Source organism: Rhizobium sp. WSM1328 (assembly GCF_057653715.1).
This window is the reverse complement of sequence record NZ_JBYGKO010000005.1, coordinates 54,227-68,603: the sequence shown is the minus strand read 5'-3', so window position 1 is coordinate 68,603 and position 14,377 is coordinate 54,227. Positions and strand designations below refer to the sequence as shown.

Sequence of the window (14,377 nt, the reverse complement as noted above, 5' to 3'; positions counted from 1 at the left end):
CGAGGCGGGACCGCATTTCATCTGCGATCCCGATTGATCAATCGAACTTGATCAGGTCCTTGAAAATCAGCTGGCCCCATGTGTTTCCACGCGCCTGCACGAGCAACCCGCCTTCCGAAAGCCCGCCAGGCTTGATCGGAGCGAAGCCGAGATTTTCCGCAAGCGTGGAAATCGCCGCCGCGGCAGCGTCATCGTCGCTTGCCAGAAACACGGCTCTCCTGCCGCCCTTCACAGCGGGATCCTGGGCAAGGGAGGCTGCGCCCAGATGGTTGAAGCCCTTGACTAAACTTGCACCAGTGAAGGCCTGCGCGTTGAATTTTGAAGACGGTTGTCCGCCCAGTTCCTCTGGAGGCACACCGTAGGCATTGGTCACATCGACGATGGTCTTGCCATCCCAGGTCGGAAGCGCCTTTGCGACATCCGGGACGGCGTGGATCTCGAAGAACATCGAAGGCGTGCCGGAGTGGGCTCGCGGCGATGTTGTCGAAGTCACCGGCGCCCCGTTCCGTGTCCTGGAAGATGCAGCCCACCTCGAGGCGATGCGCCTGGGACTGGGGATATCGGCGCTCCCCAGCTTCGTGGGAGACGCTGAGCCGCTGTTCGTCAGGGTTCCAGGCACACGTCTCGGCCCCCATGGAACCCTATGGGTGCTGACACAGGGTGAGGCGCGCAAGACCAAGCGTGTTCGCCTCTTCACGGAGTTCATATCGGAGAGACTGCGTGCCCACGCGGAATTGCTTGCCGGCGAGATAAATCCCCACGACCATTTGGCTAAGCAGAACTTGCGAATAGCGAACAGCTTGTAGGATGCGTGAGGACTAATAGCCCATCGACCTTGAGGCTCGAGCGGCAAGGCACACAGGAATGCCGGGATCGGAAACGCTGCGGCGTCTTGCCGACTGCCCCTACGTGTCCGAAATCCCAAGGACGGAGTATCCTATGAATATGCAGGCGGAAGCTGGTGCCTCAAGTCGCGTTTCGGCTGAAGATGGCGGGATCCCTCGCTCTATTGCCGATCATGGGGTGCTCGGCGATCTCGCAACTCTGGCGCTCGTCGCCAAGGACGGCGCCATCGATTTCATGTGCTGGCCGAACTTCGACAGCCCGACGATCTTTGCCGCCCTATCTCGATCCCGGTGGCCGACGAGCGATGCCAACCTATCACCAGGCCTTGATCGGCCATTGCCGCTTGCAGCGCCACATTGAACTTTCCAAATCTGCGGCCGACCTGGCCGCGATGAGGAGCACAGGCTCGAAGAAGTGCCTCTTCCCAGCCCACCCAGTCGGGGCCGAGCCAGTCAGCATTCAGTAGCGGCAGTTCGCCGAGTTCGGTTCTCGTCGCTTGCCGATTTTGTTCAGCGAAATTCGGACTGCACACGGGATAGGCGCAGTCATCGAACACGAATTCTGCCGTCTCGTCGATCCAGGCGCCAAGGCCATACCGCACCCTCAACTCCACTTCGGCCCGGCGAAAGTTCTTCACGTCGTCGAAATGAGATGGTCTACCATTACCTCCTGATGGCTGCGCCAGAAGTCGGGCATTCGCGGGATCAGCCACATGGTGGCGAAGACGTCGCTGCAAGCGAATGTCACGTTGCGCGCCCTATCCCCGCGCTTTATCGATTTGACGACGTCAGAGGTCCGGGAAAAGGCGCTTGCCAGCACATTGTATAGCTCCTCCCCATGGGTCGTTAACGTCACTTCTGTCCCTTGCGAATGAATAGCTGGACTCCGAGTTCGTCCTCTATCGCCTTGACCTGCCGGCTGACGGCCACCGGCGTGATGTCGAGCTCATTTGCCGCCACGGTGAGGCTCGAATGGCGGGCGGATGCCTCGAAGATCGCGAGCGCCTTTAACGATGGGAAGTCCACAATAGCGCCGTACCACAGTTGAAACTCCGTTCGTTCTCAACCTTCGCCTTCCGTGACGAGGAGGATATGCCTTCAGCAAAAGCCCAAGGCCACGTGATGCTGCCTCTCTACCAGACGACGAAAGACAAGGCGATGCCCGAAGTCAACGGCCTCGCCACTTGCTGCAATGTACGGTGCTGCTCTGGGCGATCGTCCTCGGCTACCTCTTCTTCAACGATATTCCCGGTGCACGGATCATCATCTGCGCCGCAATCATTTCAGTTGCGGGGCTCTTCATCCTACACCGGAAGAATCTGAAGGAGACGGTTCCGGCTACGGGCGGTTGGGCGGCTTGAGCAGGTTCGAACCGGAGACCCGTGGTTTGCGCGCATTTGAGAACCTGATCGCAACCGTTTCGCAGGTGAACAGATTGGCGTAGTGGTGCGTTCTTTCGGTACCCACCTTGAGAAGACCGACCACTTGCTTTATATGATGCGTGATGATTGATGCGCGATGAGACGAAGATGAGAACGACCTTGGCAATCGACGACGATGTGCTGACCGCCGCAAAAGCGATGGCAACCCAGCAGCACCGGAGCGTCGGCGAGGTCATTTCCGAGCTGGCGAGACGTTCTCTGCGCCGACCGCCGAGCAGCGGCGAGCGCAATGGCATTCCTCTCTTGTCAACACGGCCGGATACGCCGCCAGTGACGCTCGAAATCGTGAACGCCATGCGTGACGAACTGCCGTGACTTTCCTGCTCGACGTCAATGTGCTGATTGCCTTAATCGATCCGGGCCATGTAGCCCATGATGATGCGCACGAATGGTTCGCGGCGATAGGTCAGAGCGCGTGGGCTACCTGCCCCATTACCGAAAATGGTGTCATCCGGATTGTCGGCAACCCTAAATATCCCAACTCTCCCGGTTCACCGTCACTCGTGATGGAAATTGTCCGCAAATTGCGGTCGCTCCCCGGTCACAGTTTTTGGCCGGACGATGTGAGCCTTGTCGGGTCAGGTGATATCGCTCCCGCGAAAATTCTAACATCGGGGCAGGTAACTGACACCTACCTGCTCGCGCTCGCCAAGGCGCGTGGGGGCCAGCTGGCAACCTTCGATCGCAAGCTGTCAGCAGCAGCGGTTACAAGGGGCAATTCTGCCTTGCACCTGATCACCACGAGTAGATCGTGAGTTCCCGTCAATCCATTATGCGATCTGCCTGGTTTGCAACGTGAACCCCATAGCAACAAGTCGGACGCCGGCCTCGAAGCTCTCGCCCTGCCAGAATCATTGACCCCGCTATTGGTCGGTGGCGTAAAGGGTATTTATGGAACTTCGATGCGATGTAATTGAGCCGGTCGACATCGCTCCATCGCCTGTGTTACGCGCCGCCACCTGTCTTGTTCTGCCGGTTGGCGATCAGATCGTCGACGACTGCCGGATCGGCAAGCGTCGAAGTGTCGCCGAGAGCACCGAAGTCGTCTTCGGCAATCTTGCGCAGGATGCGGCGCAGGATCTTGCCGGAGCGGGTCTTCGGCAGGCCGGGGCGCAAACTGGATCTTGTCTGGTGCGGCGATCGGGTCAATTTCGGCAACGCATATGCTTCACCAGATCCTGGCGAAGCATATCCGATCCCTCGTGACCGGCCATCAGCGTCACGTAGCAATAAATACCCTGGCCCTTGATCGGATCCGACGACCGCGGCTTCCGAGACCAGATTGTGCGAGACGAGAGCGGATTACACCTCCGCCGTGCCGACCCGGTGGCCGGAGACGTTCAGCACGTCGTCGACGCGGCCGGTGATCCAGTAATAACCGTCCGTCCGGTGAAATACTTGCCCTTTCCAGTCGAAACAGCGGCCTATGCCTTTTGTCAGCGACTTCCTCATCAGACATCGGCAGCTCGCCGGCGAGGAACTTGGTGCCGAAAAGCGGCTTGCGGCCAGGTCATTCAGCTCGGTTTCACCGAGCCCAACAGCGCGCCCAACCCGCTCGTGGGCATATCGTTCAAAGGCGCTGTCGGTTTCGGCGGCAACGCAGAGGATTGCAATTTCGCGGACGCGGTCGCTTAATCGAGTCCCGTAGCGGATGGCAGCGCCCAGCTCCTGAAGGGGTAGACCCAGGGCGGGAACATGAAGCATAACACCGGAACCGGCTTAAAGCTTTGGGAAGGAGGATTTTCGCGCTCTTCGATCCGCGGACCGGCGGGCAACGAGCTCGTTATAGCGGTGACGCATGCCCTGGACATCGATCTCGCCTTCGATCCAGAGCTCAACCAGGGTCATGTACTCCACGTCGTCGTCAATTGGCATGCCGCGCTCCCGCGCCCGCGCGATAGTGCGTTCCGCGATTGACCTTCGTGAATGCAAGAAAATCCTCTTCGCCCCGAGCCATCATTAGTCACAGCTGATTAGCAGGCTGTTGATTCGTTCGCCAGGTGAAAACGATATATCCACGCCTCGTTTTAGTGTTTTTCGGGGGATCGGGGAACTCTTCCGACTTCGATGCGTTCGAGGGTCGGATCTAGGGTTTTTTAGCCTTCGTCGATCCCTTTCATGTACGCTCACTCGCCCCGCAAGCAAAGCGGGGCTCTTTTTGACGCTTCCGCGCGATTTGAAGATCGTCCGGTTTATGGTCTGCCGGCTGCAAGGGGAGCATTGCGGATGAATTCATACGTCAATACGGCCGTCGGGGCGCTGCTCGGAACGATTTTCGTTCTGATGTCGGTCTCCATCGCGTCCGAAGGGATCTTCCATTCCGAAGCACCGGAAAAGGAAGGTTTCGCGATCGTTGCCGAAGAGGCGCCCGCCGCTGGCGGCGAGGCTGCGCCTGCCGTTGCCGTTCCGATCGCGCAATTGCTCGCTTCTGCGGATGCCAAGGCCGGTGAAACGGTCTTCAAGAAGTGTCAGGCCTGTCATGACGGCACCAAAGGGGGACCGAACAAGGTCGGTCCCAACCTCTTTGGTGTCGTAGATCGCCCGATCGCCTCGCATGCAGGCTTCGCCTATTCCGCTCCCATGAAGGATTTCTCCAAGGGCAGCAGCGAGAAGTGGACCTTCGAAAACCTCAACAAGTTCCTGCTGGCGCCCAAAAAGGATGTTCCCGGTACCGCCATGGGCTTTGCCGGTCTGGCGAAGGATCAGGACCGCGCCAACGTCATTCTCTACCTGCGCACGCTCGCCGATTCGCCGGTGCCGCTGCCTGATCCGAACGCCGCGACCCAGTGACGCGGCTGACAATCGCATTCCATCGAAGCCAGCCCGGCAAGCCAGGCTTTCGTCGTGCAGAGAAGATCAGCCGCGGAACGAAGAAGACGCTCGTGGAAAGGCCATCGATGCATCCTCCCTGGCGTCGAGCCGTGCATCCTCAAGGCTCGAAAGCTCGGTTCCCTCCGAGTCTCTCGGAGCGATCTCCGGGGATTCCAATGTTTCCTTGGAAGCTAAGGGAGGTGATCTTTCGTCAAGAATGGCCGGCATGCTGGGGTCGATCGCAGTCATATCAGCCGTGTCGTTACGACCCTAAACGCGGCGGTTGACCAACCCGAAACGTGGGAGGATGGTAGAGGCTATTTTCGGAAGACGGCGAGGTGTCGCTTCAGCTGCAATGCTTACGTGCGACGTCAATTCGATGAGTGCTTGCCGGTCTATGGTTAGAGAGCCCAGCCAACTATTGCCGGCCCCGAGAGACTGTCGCCATAGTGGTCTTCCCCGGCCGCGATCCAACACCAGCGATCCCGGGATCATCGCCGATTGAACGGTATCTATCGGACGAACGCTCATGATAGCACCTTGGCTGCGAGCGCAGCATCTATGAACGTCCTGCGAGCGAGTTCAGCGTTTCCGTGGTGCATGATGGCGTCTGCGCATCTGCACTTCGCAGCCGCGAACTGCGGTTGAGATTGCGATGGCCAACGATGAGTCAAGGCTTCCAGTGCGGCCTTAGGTCCGTCGATACGCTCAAGGAAGCCATTGCCTATGCGAACGAACACGGGAACTCCCCATCTGATGTGCGGGTCAGCTTTGATAACCGTCTCCATTGACGGGCCTCCTTCTGCGTATGATGCCAGCTAAACGAACCTTCCTGTTTCGCGCCAGTTCCCGTTCCGTCGACGTCTGTGCGCAACCGGACACGCAACAACAATAAGGGGAGAGAAAGCCGCGACACCTGATGGCCGCACAGCAGCAGGGTACGACCTGGCCGGGTGCGGAATGCAACTCTTTCGAGGCGGAGCCTTCCGGCTCGGCGGAATCAAAGCATTCCGAGTAGCTTCCATGAATGTATGCCGCGGCAGGTTGCCGCAGCACGGTCCCGGTCCGGCGGAAGTAGGCAACCGAACTACGCGATCGTCTGCTTCAGAAACGCGAGCGTCTTCTCCGCCCTGAAAAGGATATCATGTGACCGACTACTGGTTCTATATGCAGATCCACCTTGATGCCAGCCGCTCCGAGCTGGCAGCGCAAGCGTCGAGGGCGGCCGCAGGGATCGTCGTGTCATGTTGCCCATGCACCAGAAGTACCCGAGTTTCCCTACTCGCGGAGGATATCCGCTGAGGCGGCAGAAGTCCGGCGAAGGAAACCAGCGCGCCGGTCCTCTATCGTCTGGACGCTACCGCATCCAGCGCGACAATCGCGCCCTGCGAGAGGCCGATGATGCGATCCTGGCGTCGTCCATCAGTCCGTCGAGTGCTTCGCGAGCTGCTCGGATCCGGGATCGATCGAGCGGGTTTCCATCCGTGCTGAACCACTGATGGCCATAGCGATCTGAGAAGGGAGCGTCCGGTGCTGCGAAGCGGGTGATCGGCAGGCTCGCGTGCCAGGAGGCGAGCGGCATAGGCTGCGCGCCGGATGCACCGATCCCATGCAGAAAGATAACGAGTGATGACCTGCATGGCATAAGGATACAGTCAATGAACGCACAGAGGGCGCTCGCCCCGCATGAGGGAGCGCCTGACGGTCCTCCTACCGGATTACCAGAAGGAGTCGCGCGCCCTCACGGATCAGTTCAAGCGCCAATACGGCGGGTTTTTCGGCAATCCTGCGCTGCAACTCGGTGACGGAAGCGACCGGAACTCTATTGAGCGCGACGATCATGTCACCTGCTTGAAGGCCAGCACCGGCAGCCGCGCTGCCGGAAGCCACCTTTTCGATCACCACACCGTGACCTCCGGCTTGCTGCGCCTCTTCGCCAGAAGCATTCCTCATCATAGCGCCCTCGAGCGGCGTGCCGGAGAGAGCTGCGGATGACCGATCGTCCATGGCAATGGTAGCCGTGATCACCTTCTCCTCGTCGCCGCGCTTCACTGTGAGGCTCACCTTGCTCCCGGCAGGCATGAGGCCAATGCGGTTCCTGAGATCAGTCGCACCACCGATCGGGCGTCCGTCGGTTGCGGTGACCACGTCTCCGGTCTTCAGTCCGGCCTGTTCAGCCGGCGAGCCCGACTGGACGTTGGCGATCAATGCGCCGCGGAGGTCACCGAGTCCGAGAGCCTCCGCCAACTCCGGCGTCAGATCCTGAATGCCGATGCCGAGCTCACCGCGCTCCACCTTGCCGTGCGCGATCAACTGGTTCATGACCGTCGCCGCCATACTGCTCGGCACAGCAAAGCCGATACCGACGTTGGCGCCGGCGGGGCTTAGAATTGCGGTATTGATGCCGACCAATTTGCCGTCGAGCGTCACCAGGGCACCACCTGAGTTTCCGGGGTTGATTGAGGCATCTGTCTGAATGAAGTCCTCGTAACCTTCGATATTCAGGCCGCTTCGCCCCAGCGCGCTGACGATGCCTGACGTAACAGTCTGGCCAAGTCCGAACGGATTGCCAATCGCCACGACATAGTCGCCAACCTTAAGCGCATAGGAATCCCCGATCTGGATAGCGGTAAGATTTGCAGCATTGACCCGCAACAGAGCGATGTCCGTTTCCTTGTCGCTGCCGATCAATTTGGCCGAAAGCTCTCGTCCATCCTTCAGCGTTATTGAAATCTCACTGCCGCCATCGACGACGTGATGATTGGTGAGAACATAGCCTTTTGCGGCGTCGACGATGACGCCGGATCCTGCGCTCATCCTCGATCGTCGTTGCTGTTGCGGCAGACTGAAGTACCGGCGGAAGGTGGGATCGCTGAAGAGAGGATTGTCTCGCGACGGTGCGCGGGAGACGACCGCGATGTTGACGACGGCCGGCGTGACTTGTTCAAGCATCGGCGCCAGAGATGGAAGTGAGGCCGAAGCGGTGCCAGATTCCGGGGTCTGCGAGGTGACCGGCGCTGTCGTAAGCAGGATTGCTGCAAAGGCGATCACGACCGACGCGGCAATCCTATGAAATCCCTGGAGGATATCGAACATGGTTTGCTCCTTGGATTTGACGGGAGGTCAATGCCGCCCAGCCGCAATGCAAACAAAGGAGCGGGCCCGGAGTTCCGGGCCCGCTCGCTTTTGCCTCAGGTGGCCGACAGCGGGTGGTTGTGGGTAAACCAGATGCTGCCGGCGGCCAAAACCGCGACCACGATGCCGGCAATCAGATGTGCCCACATCGCAGCGCCCACCGCCGAGAAACCCAGAACCCATGGCGCCACTACCGCCCAGACGCCGAGCACCAGGTTGATCCATTCTTCCGCCTCGTAGAATGCGAAGAGCGCGGCGGCGGCGATCACGGCAATGGCAAGGCCGACGATCCAGGCATTCCACGGAGCATAGGCCTCGGTTGCGAAGCCAAGGACCCAGGGTGACAGGAAAAGAGCCAGCCCAGCAACGATATTGATGATATCGAATGCTGCACGGTCCTTCGAAGACTGAGATTTCATCATTGTCGTTTCTCCTTACTTGTTTGCATCATCATTGAACCGCCTCCGGTGGCGTGGAGACGGGTGCTGCAGCGGCGATTGTTCGCCGTTGCCGCGAAGGTGAGTGGCCGGATCGGCGGAGTGAAGTCGCTTTGTTCCTGCCGGTCCGCCCAGAAAGGGTGCGAGCTCGCTGCTGGAGAACGAGCCTCTTGCAATCTCCCGCAGCGCGAGTTCGCTGACGCAGGCATCGGAAGGGTCCAGCCTCGGCTCCGCCCCTCGATAAAGGGCGCGGCTTCGTGCGGCCGCAGCCATAGTCAGCGCGAACCTGTTGGGCAGGATCTTCTCGCAATCGAAGACGATAGATGGGTTCATGGCTCCACCTCACGCGGCATCTCGGTTGATCGTCGGCTGAAGATCTCGCCTCTCGACGTTGCGCTCGAGGTCAAGCAGTGCCTGCTCGACCTCGTGAAGGCGCGACGGCCGGTCGTTCTCAGACATTCCCTCGTTGATTGCCCGGTCGATCAGGTACTCCGTCCAGGCCCAGTTCATCAGGATCGTCCGCTTTGCTTGCAGCGTCAGCGTGCGATCGCAGACAACGTCAGCAGGCGATGGCCATGTTGCGGGACCATCGTGGGTCTGCAACCCGGCGTCCGGTGCCTGTCCGTAGCTCTCCTGACGTGCCGCGAGGCCGAGCCGTAGCAATGTCGAGTCGGAGAAGGCATGAGGTCGGTACGTTCGCCGGCGGGTTCTCTGCTTTGCCGCCGGCTTATTCACCCGACGCTGCACCGTGTAGGTCAGTCCCTGCCGCTCCGCATAACGGATTGCTGATTCAAGGGTTGGAAATTCCAGCTCAACCTGTGGGAGCGTGTCGGTACAGCCCGTATAGCCCATCAAAGGCTCGATGAACGGTGCGCTACGGCGCTCGAAGACGAGCTGCCAACCTTTTGTTCGCGGGGTGCCTGACGTCATCACCGAGCGCGATGGCTTGAAGATTCGGGCGACAGCACCCTCGGGAAATACTGAGCGGCCGAATGACAGAGGCTGCCGCTGGTTGTCATTTGCTGGCCACGTATCCGAAACAGCCGTGTTTGGTTTCTGCGTCTCTCTGTTGTGGGTCTCTCTGTTAACGTCCATCATCATATCCCTCCCTATCGGCGAAGGATGCCGGCGGCCGCCGCAAAGCCGGCCGCCGGTCGCTCATCGGTTGGTTAGCTCTTGATGGCGATCCGCTTGACTTGCGACTGCGCCTGTTCGCTCTTCGGCAAGGTCACCGTCAACACGCCGTTTTTGAATCGGGCGTCGATATTGTCTTCCTTGACTTCCGCACCGAGCGGAATGCGACGCTCGAAGCGGCCGTAGTAGCGTTCGGAGAACTGGCGATCCTTGTCCTCGGTCTCGGAGTGCTTTTCACCTTTCAGCGTCAGCACGCCGTCATTGAGCAGGACTTCGATGTCCTTTTCCTCAAGTCCAGGCACCTCGGCCGTCACCTTCATTTCCTTTTCGTTGTCGGAGACCTCGACGTTCGGCCATCCGCCCCCAAAGCCACTGCGGCCAGTCAACGACGGAAAGTTGGAACCGAAGCCGCGGAATGCGTCGTCGAACAATCGGTTCACCTCGCGATGCAGGGACAGGAACGGATCACGATCGTCATCACGCAGGCTGGGAGCCTTATGGCCGTTGTTCCCGCTCCAGGGAATGAGATCACGAACACTCATGTTTTTTCTCCTTTCTTGGGTTGGCAGCGAAGCGCGCACATCGGCGCCGGGCGTGCCCGGCACCGATGTGCCTTTCGAGGCTTAAGCTGCTTGCGTCTCAGCTTCGATCTGCTTGGTCTCGAACTTTGGAAGCGCCTGGCCAGTTCCGATCTCGATCTGGCGCGGCTTCATTTCTTCGGGGATCTCGCGCTTCAGATCGATGATCAGCAGTCCGTCGACGAGTTCAGCGCTTTCGACCTTGACGTGGTCGGCAAGTTCGAAGCGGCGCTGGAAGCTTCGCTGAGCGACGCTGCGATGAAGATACTGCACGTCGTCATCGCTATCCGCCTTCCTGCCCGCGACCACGAGCAGGTTCTGCTCCTGCGTCATCGACAGTTCGTCCTGGGAGAATCCCGCCACCGCCATTTCGATGCGGTATGCATCGTCACCCGTCTTGATGATGTCGTAAGGCGGCCAGTTCTCGACGGTGTCGATCCCGGCTTGAAGCGCACTTAACATCCGGTCAAAGCCGATGCTTGACCGGAACAGGGGAGAGAAATCGAGGTCTGTCCTCATAGCCATATCCTCCTTTGAAGCAACATGGATACAAGGAGACGCCAAGAGCGATCCGGCGTCTCCTGGACTTTGCCGGTCCCAATTGGGCTACCAGCATAGATCATTTAATTCAGGCGGTTACCGGTTCAAGAGGGGTCGGGGTATCAAGAATGAAAAATTGAGTTTGGGACGCTATTCGGCCGGCGTGAAATCGGTAAATGCTATCAGACAGGAGGTGAGCGGTACCACTTTGACTTTCGCAGAAACCATCGTCCCGACGGTCACGGGCGGGCGGCGAAAGGGCGCCAGACATCGCCAGCCAGACTCTCAAAAAGAGCCCCGCGTTTGAACTGCGGGGCTAGTGAGCGTACATGGAAAGGGGATCATCGAAAGGCTAGGCCTTCGGATCCGGCTGCCAAACGCATCGAAGCCAGAAAAGTTCCGACACCGCTGGTGAAGACCGAGCATTCCCTGGTGATGGACGTCGGGGCTGTCCGGCGTGTGGCTTCTGAGACCTCCGGGCTAGCTTTCAGTGGCGACGGCAAAACCGCGCGATCAACGAAACACGTTCATCGTCCTCAATGAACTGGTATCGATTGCCCCGGTGCGGACGGGGATCTCCATCGCCCGAGTCGGAACGCGTGACATTGCACTAGCGTGTTTCGGAGGTCGGTTCGTCCAGACGTGCGCGCCTCGGATGAGGGAGACGCCGAGGTTGACCGATTTCTGCCCGTGTTTTCCCAAATAGCGCTCGGCCGAGGCGCGGCAAGTCAGAGGTCGCACAAGACACCTTGCGTCCTTCCCGAGCGGAGGACCGCACGAAGAACAAAACTCAGTTTCAACACAGCTAAAGCAGGGAAACGAGTTGCCAGCCCAGCCGCCCAGATCTTGTCCTACCGCAATAAGGCCGGCATCTACAAAAGCTCCCGCATCAGCTTCGCTACGTTATCGCGGTCGAATGGAATGTTGCGACCGTGGACGCGGATGTGGAGAACTACCCCGAGCGGGGTAGCCTCCAATGCCTTAAGATAATCGATTGCTTCTTGCATTGTCGGAAACGTCTTTTCTTCTGTAAGGAAGCCATCACGGACGAATGTGATCGTGGTTGCGCACTCGCCATATATGGCCAAGGTCTCTTTTGCGCTGAAGTTATCGCTCATCTCGCCTGCTCCAGTCGGAGGCAAAGCCATTTCCGGGCGAGCTACTGCTGTTGCTGGCCGCTTTCGCAGTGTCGGTGCACTGCGCCAGTTCAGCCTAGGCTTGTCCCGGCGTGAAGAAAGCCAAATACGCCACCGCTATGATTACCGCGACGACGACGATAGTCAGCACAAGTTTGACCATGCCTTTGGTGGCTTTTTGCTCTGTGTTGCTCATGCCGATAAAACTTGGGTGAACTATGTAAGTTCCGCCGCTCGGCACTACTGACCCGTTAGCAGCTTAACGACTTCCTCAATCGTCTCTCTCAGCGGATAATAACCCGGTGCCCGTGCTTCTAACATGGATGTGAGTGCTGTTGTCGAGTGTTAACAAAGCAACAACGTGTTTCGGATTAATGAAGACGATGGCGGGTCCGTCCCAGGTAAATGACAGGGTCTGGAGTTCTCGCGTGCCGCATGTAGTCATTGTTGTAACGGAGCCCGCGCATCAGGCCATTTAGCCCAATGCTCCCATCGCAAGGACAGTAAATCGGTAGTGTCGGTATCCTCCGCGGTTCTGCGATAGCGACAGCCGAAACGGTCAAGACGCAAACGCCCAGAACGCGCGAGGCCATACTAAGACGAGTGAACGCCGGCGCCGAGGGCGGTGAGCCAGGAACATTCGGAGGAATGTGGTGGAGTATGGATCTGACCACCCCCACCTTCTCCGTGTTGCTACGACTCACCGACCTCTGAAGGACCCGTGCAAGCCGCTCGGCAAATCGGCGGGGATCTGCTGGCCGATCGTCATCCAGAATGCGCGCCTGGTCAAGCAATAAGAACGCGGCGTCCTCCTGATAGGGGGCATCACCCTCCACGCTCGCAATCGCTTTGATCAAGGGGTGCATCAAATTGATCTCCAGGATCGGCTTGGCCACATCTTGAAGACGACCGGCGTTTCGCAGGATTTTTTCCATCTGCCTGTCATAGCCGTCTTCGGGCGCTACGAGGCAGACCGCACTCAAATGGCGAAACAGGTTTGGAAATTCAAGGTGGGAAAATCCTGATCGTGATGGAAGCACGAGCCGGCCAATCGGCCATTCCTCGTCAACATCTCTGCATCAGGAGGGAGAGAACAGGGGAAGCGGCAGAGGGCTTCCCTCGCCTGGCACCGCCTGCGCCGTGTCATTTCCAATAACGCGGAAGCTGGACGACTACTCCTCCGTGACGACCCTCCGCTACCTTCCGACCCGTGTTCCGCAGCGATGCCGTAGCGGGTGAATGGGACGGCTTCGATCTCGATGAAGGCAGCCGCAGGCACACCGTGGTGCAGGTCCGCCAGTAGTGGCATCCGGTCGGGACTGACAACCCTCTAGGATGATTGTGCGCGTTAACTTAGGCCGGCGCCCTTATTGGCCGCCCTGCGAGGTTGTGGCACGACGCGAGCGTGAGGCGGATATCCTGTAGTTTAATAGGTAGACTCTAACTTACGTTTAAGTTTTAGTTAAAATACATTCACTCTGTATACAGATGGCGGGCGGCGTTTTCCGCAGCTGATGCGTTAAGACGCCATGCAACAGACGACCTCCAATGGCGGCTCTCCGCCCAAGCCGCTACAAGCTACCGCGCCAAATTCACCTTGGCGACAGAGATCCTGAGATCTGACATGTCTCCTCGCTGGCGCCAGATCCGAAACGACCGGAACTTCCCGGACAAGCTTAGAAATCTCGGGCTCGCGGCAGTCACCTCCGGATTGATCTATCATCGTCATCCAGCGGGATATCTAGAACCGGCTTTCTCTCGAGATTGGCCAAGCTCGCGAATGTCCTCTACCCCTATCCGATGGAGATGGAACCGGCAGGTCGCAGTTAAAACTCCACGGCACACATCCGGTCGATAGCTCCACCACCAGAAAATACCCGTCCTCGACTTCGCCGGCTAGCCACTTCCATCGGCTTCTTATTTGACCATCCGATCATCATTCTCAATAATAACAAAGGACCAAGAAACGATGGAACAACAGCGCGGGCGCGTCGTTAGTTTCGCGAGGCCGATGAGGGTCTCGAAAGAGTCAAACCAAGGAGAAGTCAAATGGCCAACCAAGGTGGAAGCCACGAACAGCACGTCAAAGCCGGCCAGCAAAGCCACAAGAACCAAGGCGCGAAATCCGCGTCATCCGGTTCGGCAGGCCGCGAGGACAATTCGCGTGGCACCCAAGGCGGTTCGCATGAGCAGCACGTGAAGGCTGGTCAGCAAAGCCATAAGAACAGCCACTAAGGCTATGTTTTACCTGGATGGGCCCGCGCTTCGGCGCGGGCTTTTTGTTTGGAGAGAAACGGAGCTCGTCGCGGCGCGGCCACG

Annotated in this window: 16 protein-coding genes and 5 pseudogenes; 8 read left to right on the top strand and 13 right to left on the bottom strand. The window is 58.8% G+C overall.

Translation table 11 applies throughout. From position 1 onward, the window contains the following. Nucleotides 1-37 precede the first annotated feature (37 nt). Nucleotides 38-442: pseudogene (locus tag AC2444_RS34650) on the bottom strand (NAD(P)-binding domain-containing protein); the annotation flags it as partial. Between AC2444_RS34650 and AC2444_RS34645 the strand changes: the two are divergent. Beyond that, nucleotides 432-806 (top strand): annotated as a pseudogene (locus AC2444_RS34645) (LysR family transcriptional regulator); the annotation flags it as partial. The pseudogenes AC2444_RS34650 and AC2444_RS34645 sit on opposite strands and share 11 nt — an antisense overlap. A 139-nt stretch (nucleotides 807-945) precedes the next feature. Then, nucleotides 946-1,125: pseudogene (locus tag AC2444_RS34640) on the top strand (hypothetical protein); the annotation flags it as partial. On the opposite strand, the gene AC2444_RS34635 reads toward AC2444_RS34640, so the two are convergent. Both AC2444_RS34635 and AC2444_RS34630 read right to left on the bottom strand, forming a co-directional pair. Then, on the bottom strand, nucleotides 1,079-1,582 hold the full coding sequence (locus AC2444_RS34635) for a type 2 periplasmic-binding domain-containing protein (protein ID WP_245461333.1): 504 nt from the start codon (nucleotides 1,580-1,582) through the stop codon (nucleotides 1,079-1,081). The pseudogene AC2444_RS34640 and the gene AC2444_RS34635 sit on opposite strands and share 47 nt — an antisense overlap. A 115-nt stretch (nucleotides 1,583-1,697) precedes the next feature. Then, nucleotides 1,698-1,871: a LysR family transcriptional regulator gene (locus AC2444_RS34630; protein ID WP_244432298.1), complete on the bottom strand. Its 174-nt coding sequence runs from the start codon at nucleotides 1,869-1,871 to the stop codon at nucleotides 1,698-1,700. Between the two features lie 158 nt (nucleotides 1,872-2,029). Between AC2444_RS34630 and AC2444_RS34625 the strand changes: the two genes are divergently transcribed. The 3 genes from AC2444_RS34625 to AC2444_RS34615 all read left to right on the top strand — a co-directional run bounded on the left by AC2444_RS34625 (nucleotide 2,030) and on the right by AC2444_RS34615 (nucleotide 3,042). Then, nucleotides 2,030-2,206, top strand: a complete 177-nt coding sequence (locus AC2444_RS34625) for a hypothetical protein (RefSeq protein WP_164902435.1) — start codon at nucleotides 2,030-2,032, stop codon at nucleotides 2,204-2,206. A gap of 168 nt (nucleotides 2,207-2,374) precedes the next feature. Next, entirely contained in the window at nucleotides 2,375-2,602 is a 228-nt protein-coding gene (locus AC2444_RS34620) for a hypothetical protein (RefSeq protein ID WP_003555338.1), read from the top strand. Next, nucleotides 2,599-3,042: a TA system VapC family ribonuclease toxin gene (locus AC2444_RS34615; protein WP_128408232.1), complete on the top strand. Its 444-nt coding sequence runs from the start codon at nucleotides 2,599-2,601 to the stop codon at nucleotides 3,040-3,042. Before AC2444_RS34620 ends, AC2444_RS34615 begins: the two co-directional genes overlap by 4 nt. 190 nt (nucleotides 3,043-3,232) lie before the next feature. Here AC2444_RS34615 and AC2444_RS34610 read toward each other — a convergent pair. Continuing rightward, a pseudogene (locus tag AC2444_RS34610) lies at nucleotides 3,233-3,702 on the bottom strand (AMP-binding enzyme); the annotation flags it as partial. A 280-nt stretch (nucleotides 3,703-3,982) separates the two neighbouring features. Here AC2444_RS34610 and AC2444_RS34605 point away from each other — a divergent pair. Next, the gene (locus AC2444_RS34605; RefSeq protein ID WP_128408233.1) at nucleotides 3,983-4,204 is read left to right on the top strand and encodes a hypothetical protein; all 222 of its coding nucleotides are present in this window, start codon (nucleotides 3,983-3,985) and stop codon (nucleotides 4,202-4,204) included. A gap of 309 nt (nucleotides 4,205-4,513) precedes the next feature. After that, entirely contained in the window at nucleotides 4,514-5,077 is a 564-nt protein-coding gene (locus AC2444_RS34600; RefSeq protein ID WP_017997427.1) for a c-type cytochrome, read from the top strand. Nucleotides 5,078-5,625: 548 nt separating this feature from the next. On the opposite strand, the gene AC2444_RS34595 is transcribed toward AC2444_RS34600, so the two are convergent. The 9 genes and pseudogenes from AC2444_RS34595 to AC2444_RS34555 all read right to left on the bottom strand — a co-directional run. Further along, nucleotides 5,626-5,886: a DUF982 domain-containing protein gene (locus AC2444_RS34595; protein ID WP_128450404.1), complete on the bottom strand. Its 261-nt coding sequence runs from the start codon at nucleotides 5,884-5,886 to the stop codon at nucleotides 5,626-5,628. 922 nt (nucleotides 5,887-6,808) lie between these two features. After that, nucleotides 6,809-8,194 carry a Do family serine endopeptidase gene (locus tag AC2444_RS34590; RefSeq protein WP_128450403.1) on the bottom strand — a complete coding sequence of 462 codons (1,386 nt, stop codon included), beginning with the start codon at nucleotides 8,192-8,194 and terminating at the stop codon, nucleotides 6,809-6,811. Between the two features lie 95 nt (nucleotides 8,195-8,289). Further along, nucleotides 8,290-8,655 carry an SPW repeat protein gene (locus AC2444_RS34585; protein ID WP_128450402.1) on the bottom strand — a complete coding sequence of 122 codons (366 nt, stop codon included), beginning with the start codon at nucleotides 8,653-8,655 and terminating at the stop codon, nucleotides 8,290-8,292. A gap of 12 nt (nucleotides 8,656-8,667) precedes the next feature. Next, nucleotides 8,668-9,003, bottom strand: a complete 336-nt coding sequence (locus tag AC2444_RS34580; RefSeq protein ID WP_245461332.1) for a DNA-directed RNA polymerase subunit omega — start codon at nucleotides 9,001-9,003, stop codon at nucleotides 8,668-8,670. A 9-nt stretch (nucleotides 9,004-9,012) separates the two neighbouring features. Further along, a complete protein-coding gene (locus AC2444_RS34575; protein WP_128450410.1) occupies nucleotides 9,013-9,768 on the bottom strand; it encodes an NADH dehydrogenase ubiquinone Fe-S protein 4 in 756 nt (251 codons plus the stop codon). Between the two features lie 71 nt (nucleotides 9,769-9,839). Then, nucleotides 9,840-10,346, bottom strand: coding sequence for an Hsp20/alpha crystallin family protein (locus tag AC2444_RS34570; protein ID WP_128450409.1), 507 nt, complete (start codon nucleotides 10,344-10,346; stop codon nucleotides 9,840-9,842). An 81-nt stretch (nucleotides 10,347-10,427) separates the two neighbouring features. Next, a complete protein-coding gene (locus AC2444_RS34565) occupies nucleotides 10,428-10,901 on the bottom strand; it encodes an Hsp20 family protein (RefSeq protein ID WP_128450401.1) in 474 nt (157 codons plus the stop codon). 893 nt (nucleotides 10,902-11,794) lie between these two features. Next, nucleotides 11,795-12,040, bottom strand: coding sequence for a hypothetical protein (locus tag AC2444_RS34560; RefSeq protein WP_128450400.1), 246 nt, complete (start codon nucleotides 12,038-12,040; stop codon nucleotides 11,795-11,797). 719 nt (nucleotides 12,041-12,759) lie between these two features. Next, nucleotides 12,760-13,038, bottom strand: a pseudogene (locus tag AC2444_RS34555) (molecular chaperone HtpG); the annotation flags it as partial. Nucleotides 13,039-14,107: 1,069 nt separating this feature from the next. Between AC2444_RS34555 and AC2444_RS34550 the strand changes: the two are divergent. Beyond that, entirely contained in the window at nucleotides 14,108-14,293 is a 186-nt protein-coding gene (locus AC2444_RS34550; protein WP_128407105.1) for a hypothetical protein, read from the top strand. Nucleotides 14,294-14,377: the final 84 nt, after the last annotated feature.

Excerpts from the sequence above, each read along its gene's own strand:
- AC2444_RS34560 (WP_128450400.1), bottom strand. The coding sequence starts at position 12,040 with ATGAGCGATAACTTCAGCGCAAAAGAGACCTTGGCCATATATGGCGAG.
- AC2444_RS34600 (WP_017997427.1), top strand. The coding sequence starts at position 4,514 with ATGAATTCATACGTCAATACGGCCGTCGGGGCGCTGCTCGGAACGATT.
- AC2444_RS34565 (WP_128450401.1), bottom strand. The coding sequence starts at position 10,901 with ATGAGGACAGACCTCGATTTCTCTCCCCTGTTCCGGTCAAGCATCGGC.
- AC2444_RS34590 (WP_128450403.1), bottom strand. The coding sequence starts at position 8,194 with ATGTTCGATATCCTCCAGGGATTTCATAGGATTGCCGCGTCGGTCGTG.
- AC2444_RS34605 (WP_128408233.1), top strand. The coding sequence starts at position 3,983 with ATGAAGCATAACACCGGAACCGGCTTAAAGCTTTGGGAAGGAGGATTT.
- AC2444_RS34595 (WP_128450404.1), bottom strand. The coding sequence starts at position 5,886 with ATGGAGACGGTTATCAAAGCTGACCCGCACATCAGATGGGGAGTTCCC.
- AC2444_RS34575 (WP_128450410.1), bottom strand. The coding sequence starts at position 9,768 with ATGATGGACGTTAACAGAGAGACCCACAACAGAGAGACGCAGAAACCA.
- AC2444_RS34570 (WP_128450409.1), bottom strand. The coding sequence starts at position 10,346 with ATGAGTGTTCGTGATCTCATTCCCTGGAGCGGGAACAACGGCCATAAG.
- AC2444_RS34550 (WP_128407105.1), top strand. The coding sequence starts at position 14,108 with ATGGCCAACCAAGGTGGAAGCCACGAACAGCACGTCAAAGCCGGCCAG.
- AC2444_RS34620 (WP_003555338.1), top strand. The coding sequence starts at position 2,375 with ATGAGAACGACCTTGGCAATCGACGACGATGTGCTGACCGCCGCAAAA.
- AC2444_RS34585 (WP_128450402.1), bottom strand. The coding sequence starts at position 8,655 with ATGATGAAATCTCAGTCTTCGAAGGACCGTGCAGCATTCGATATCATC.
- AC2444_RS34580 (WP_245461332.1), bottom strand. The coding sequence starts at position 9,003 with ATGAACCCATCTATCGTCTTCGATTGCGAGAAGATCCTGCCCAACAGG.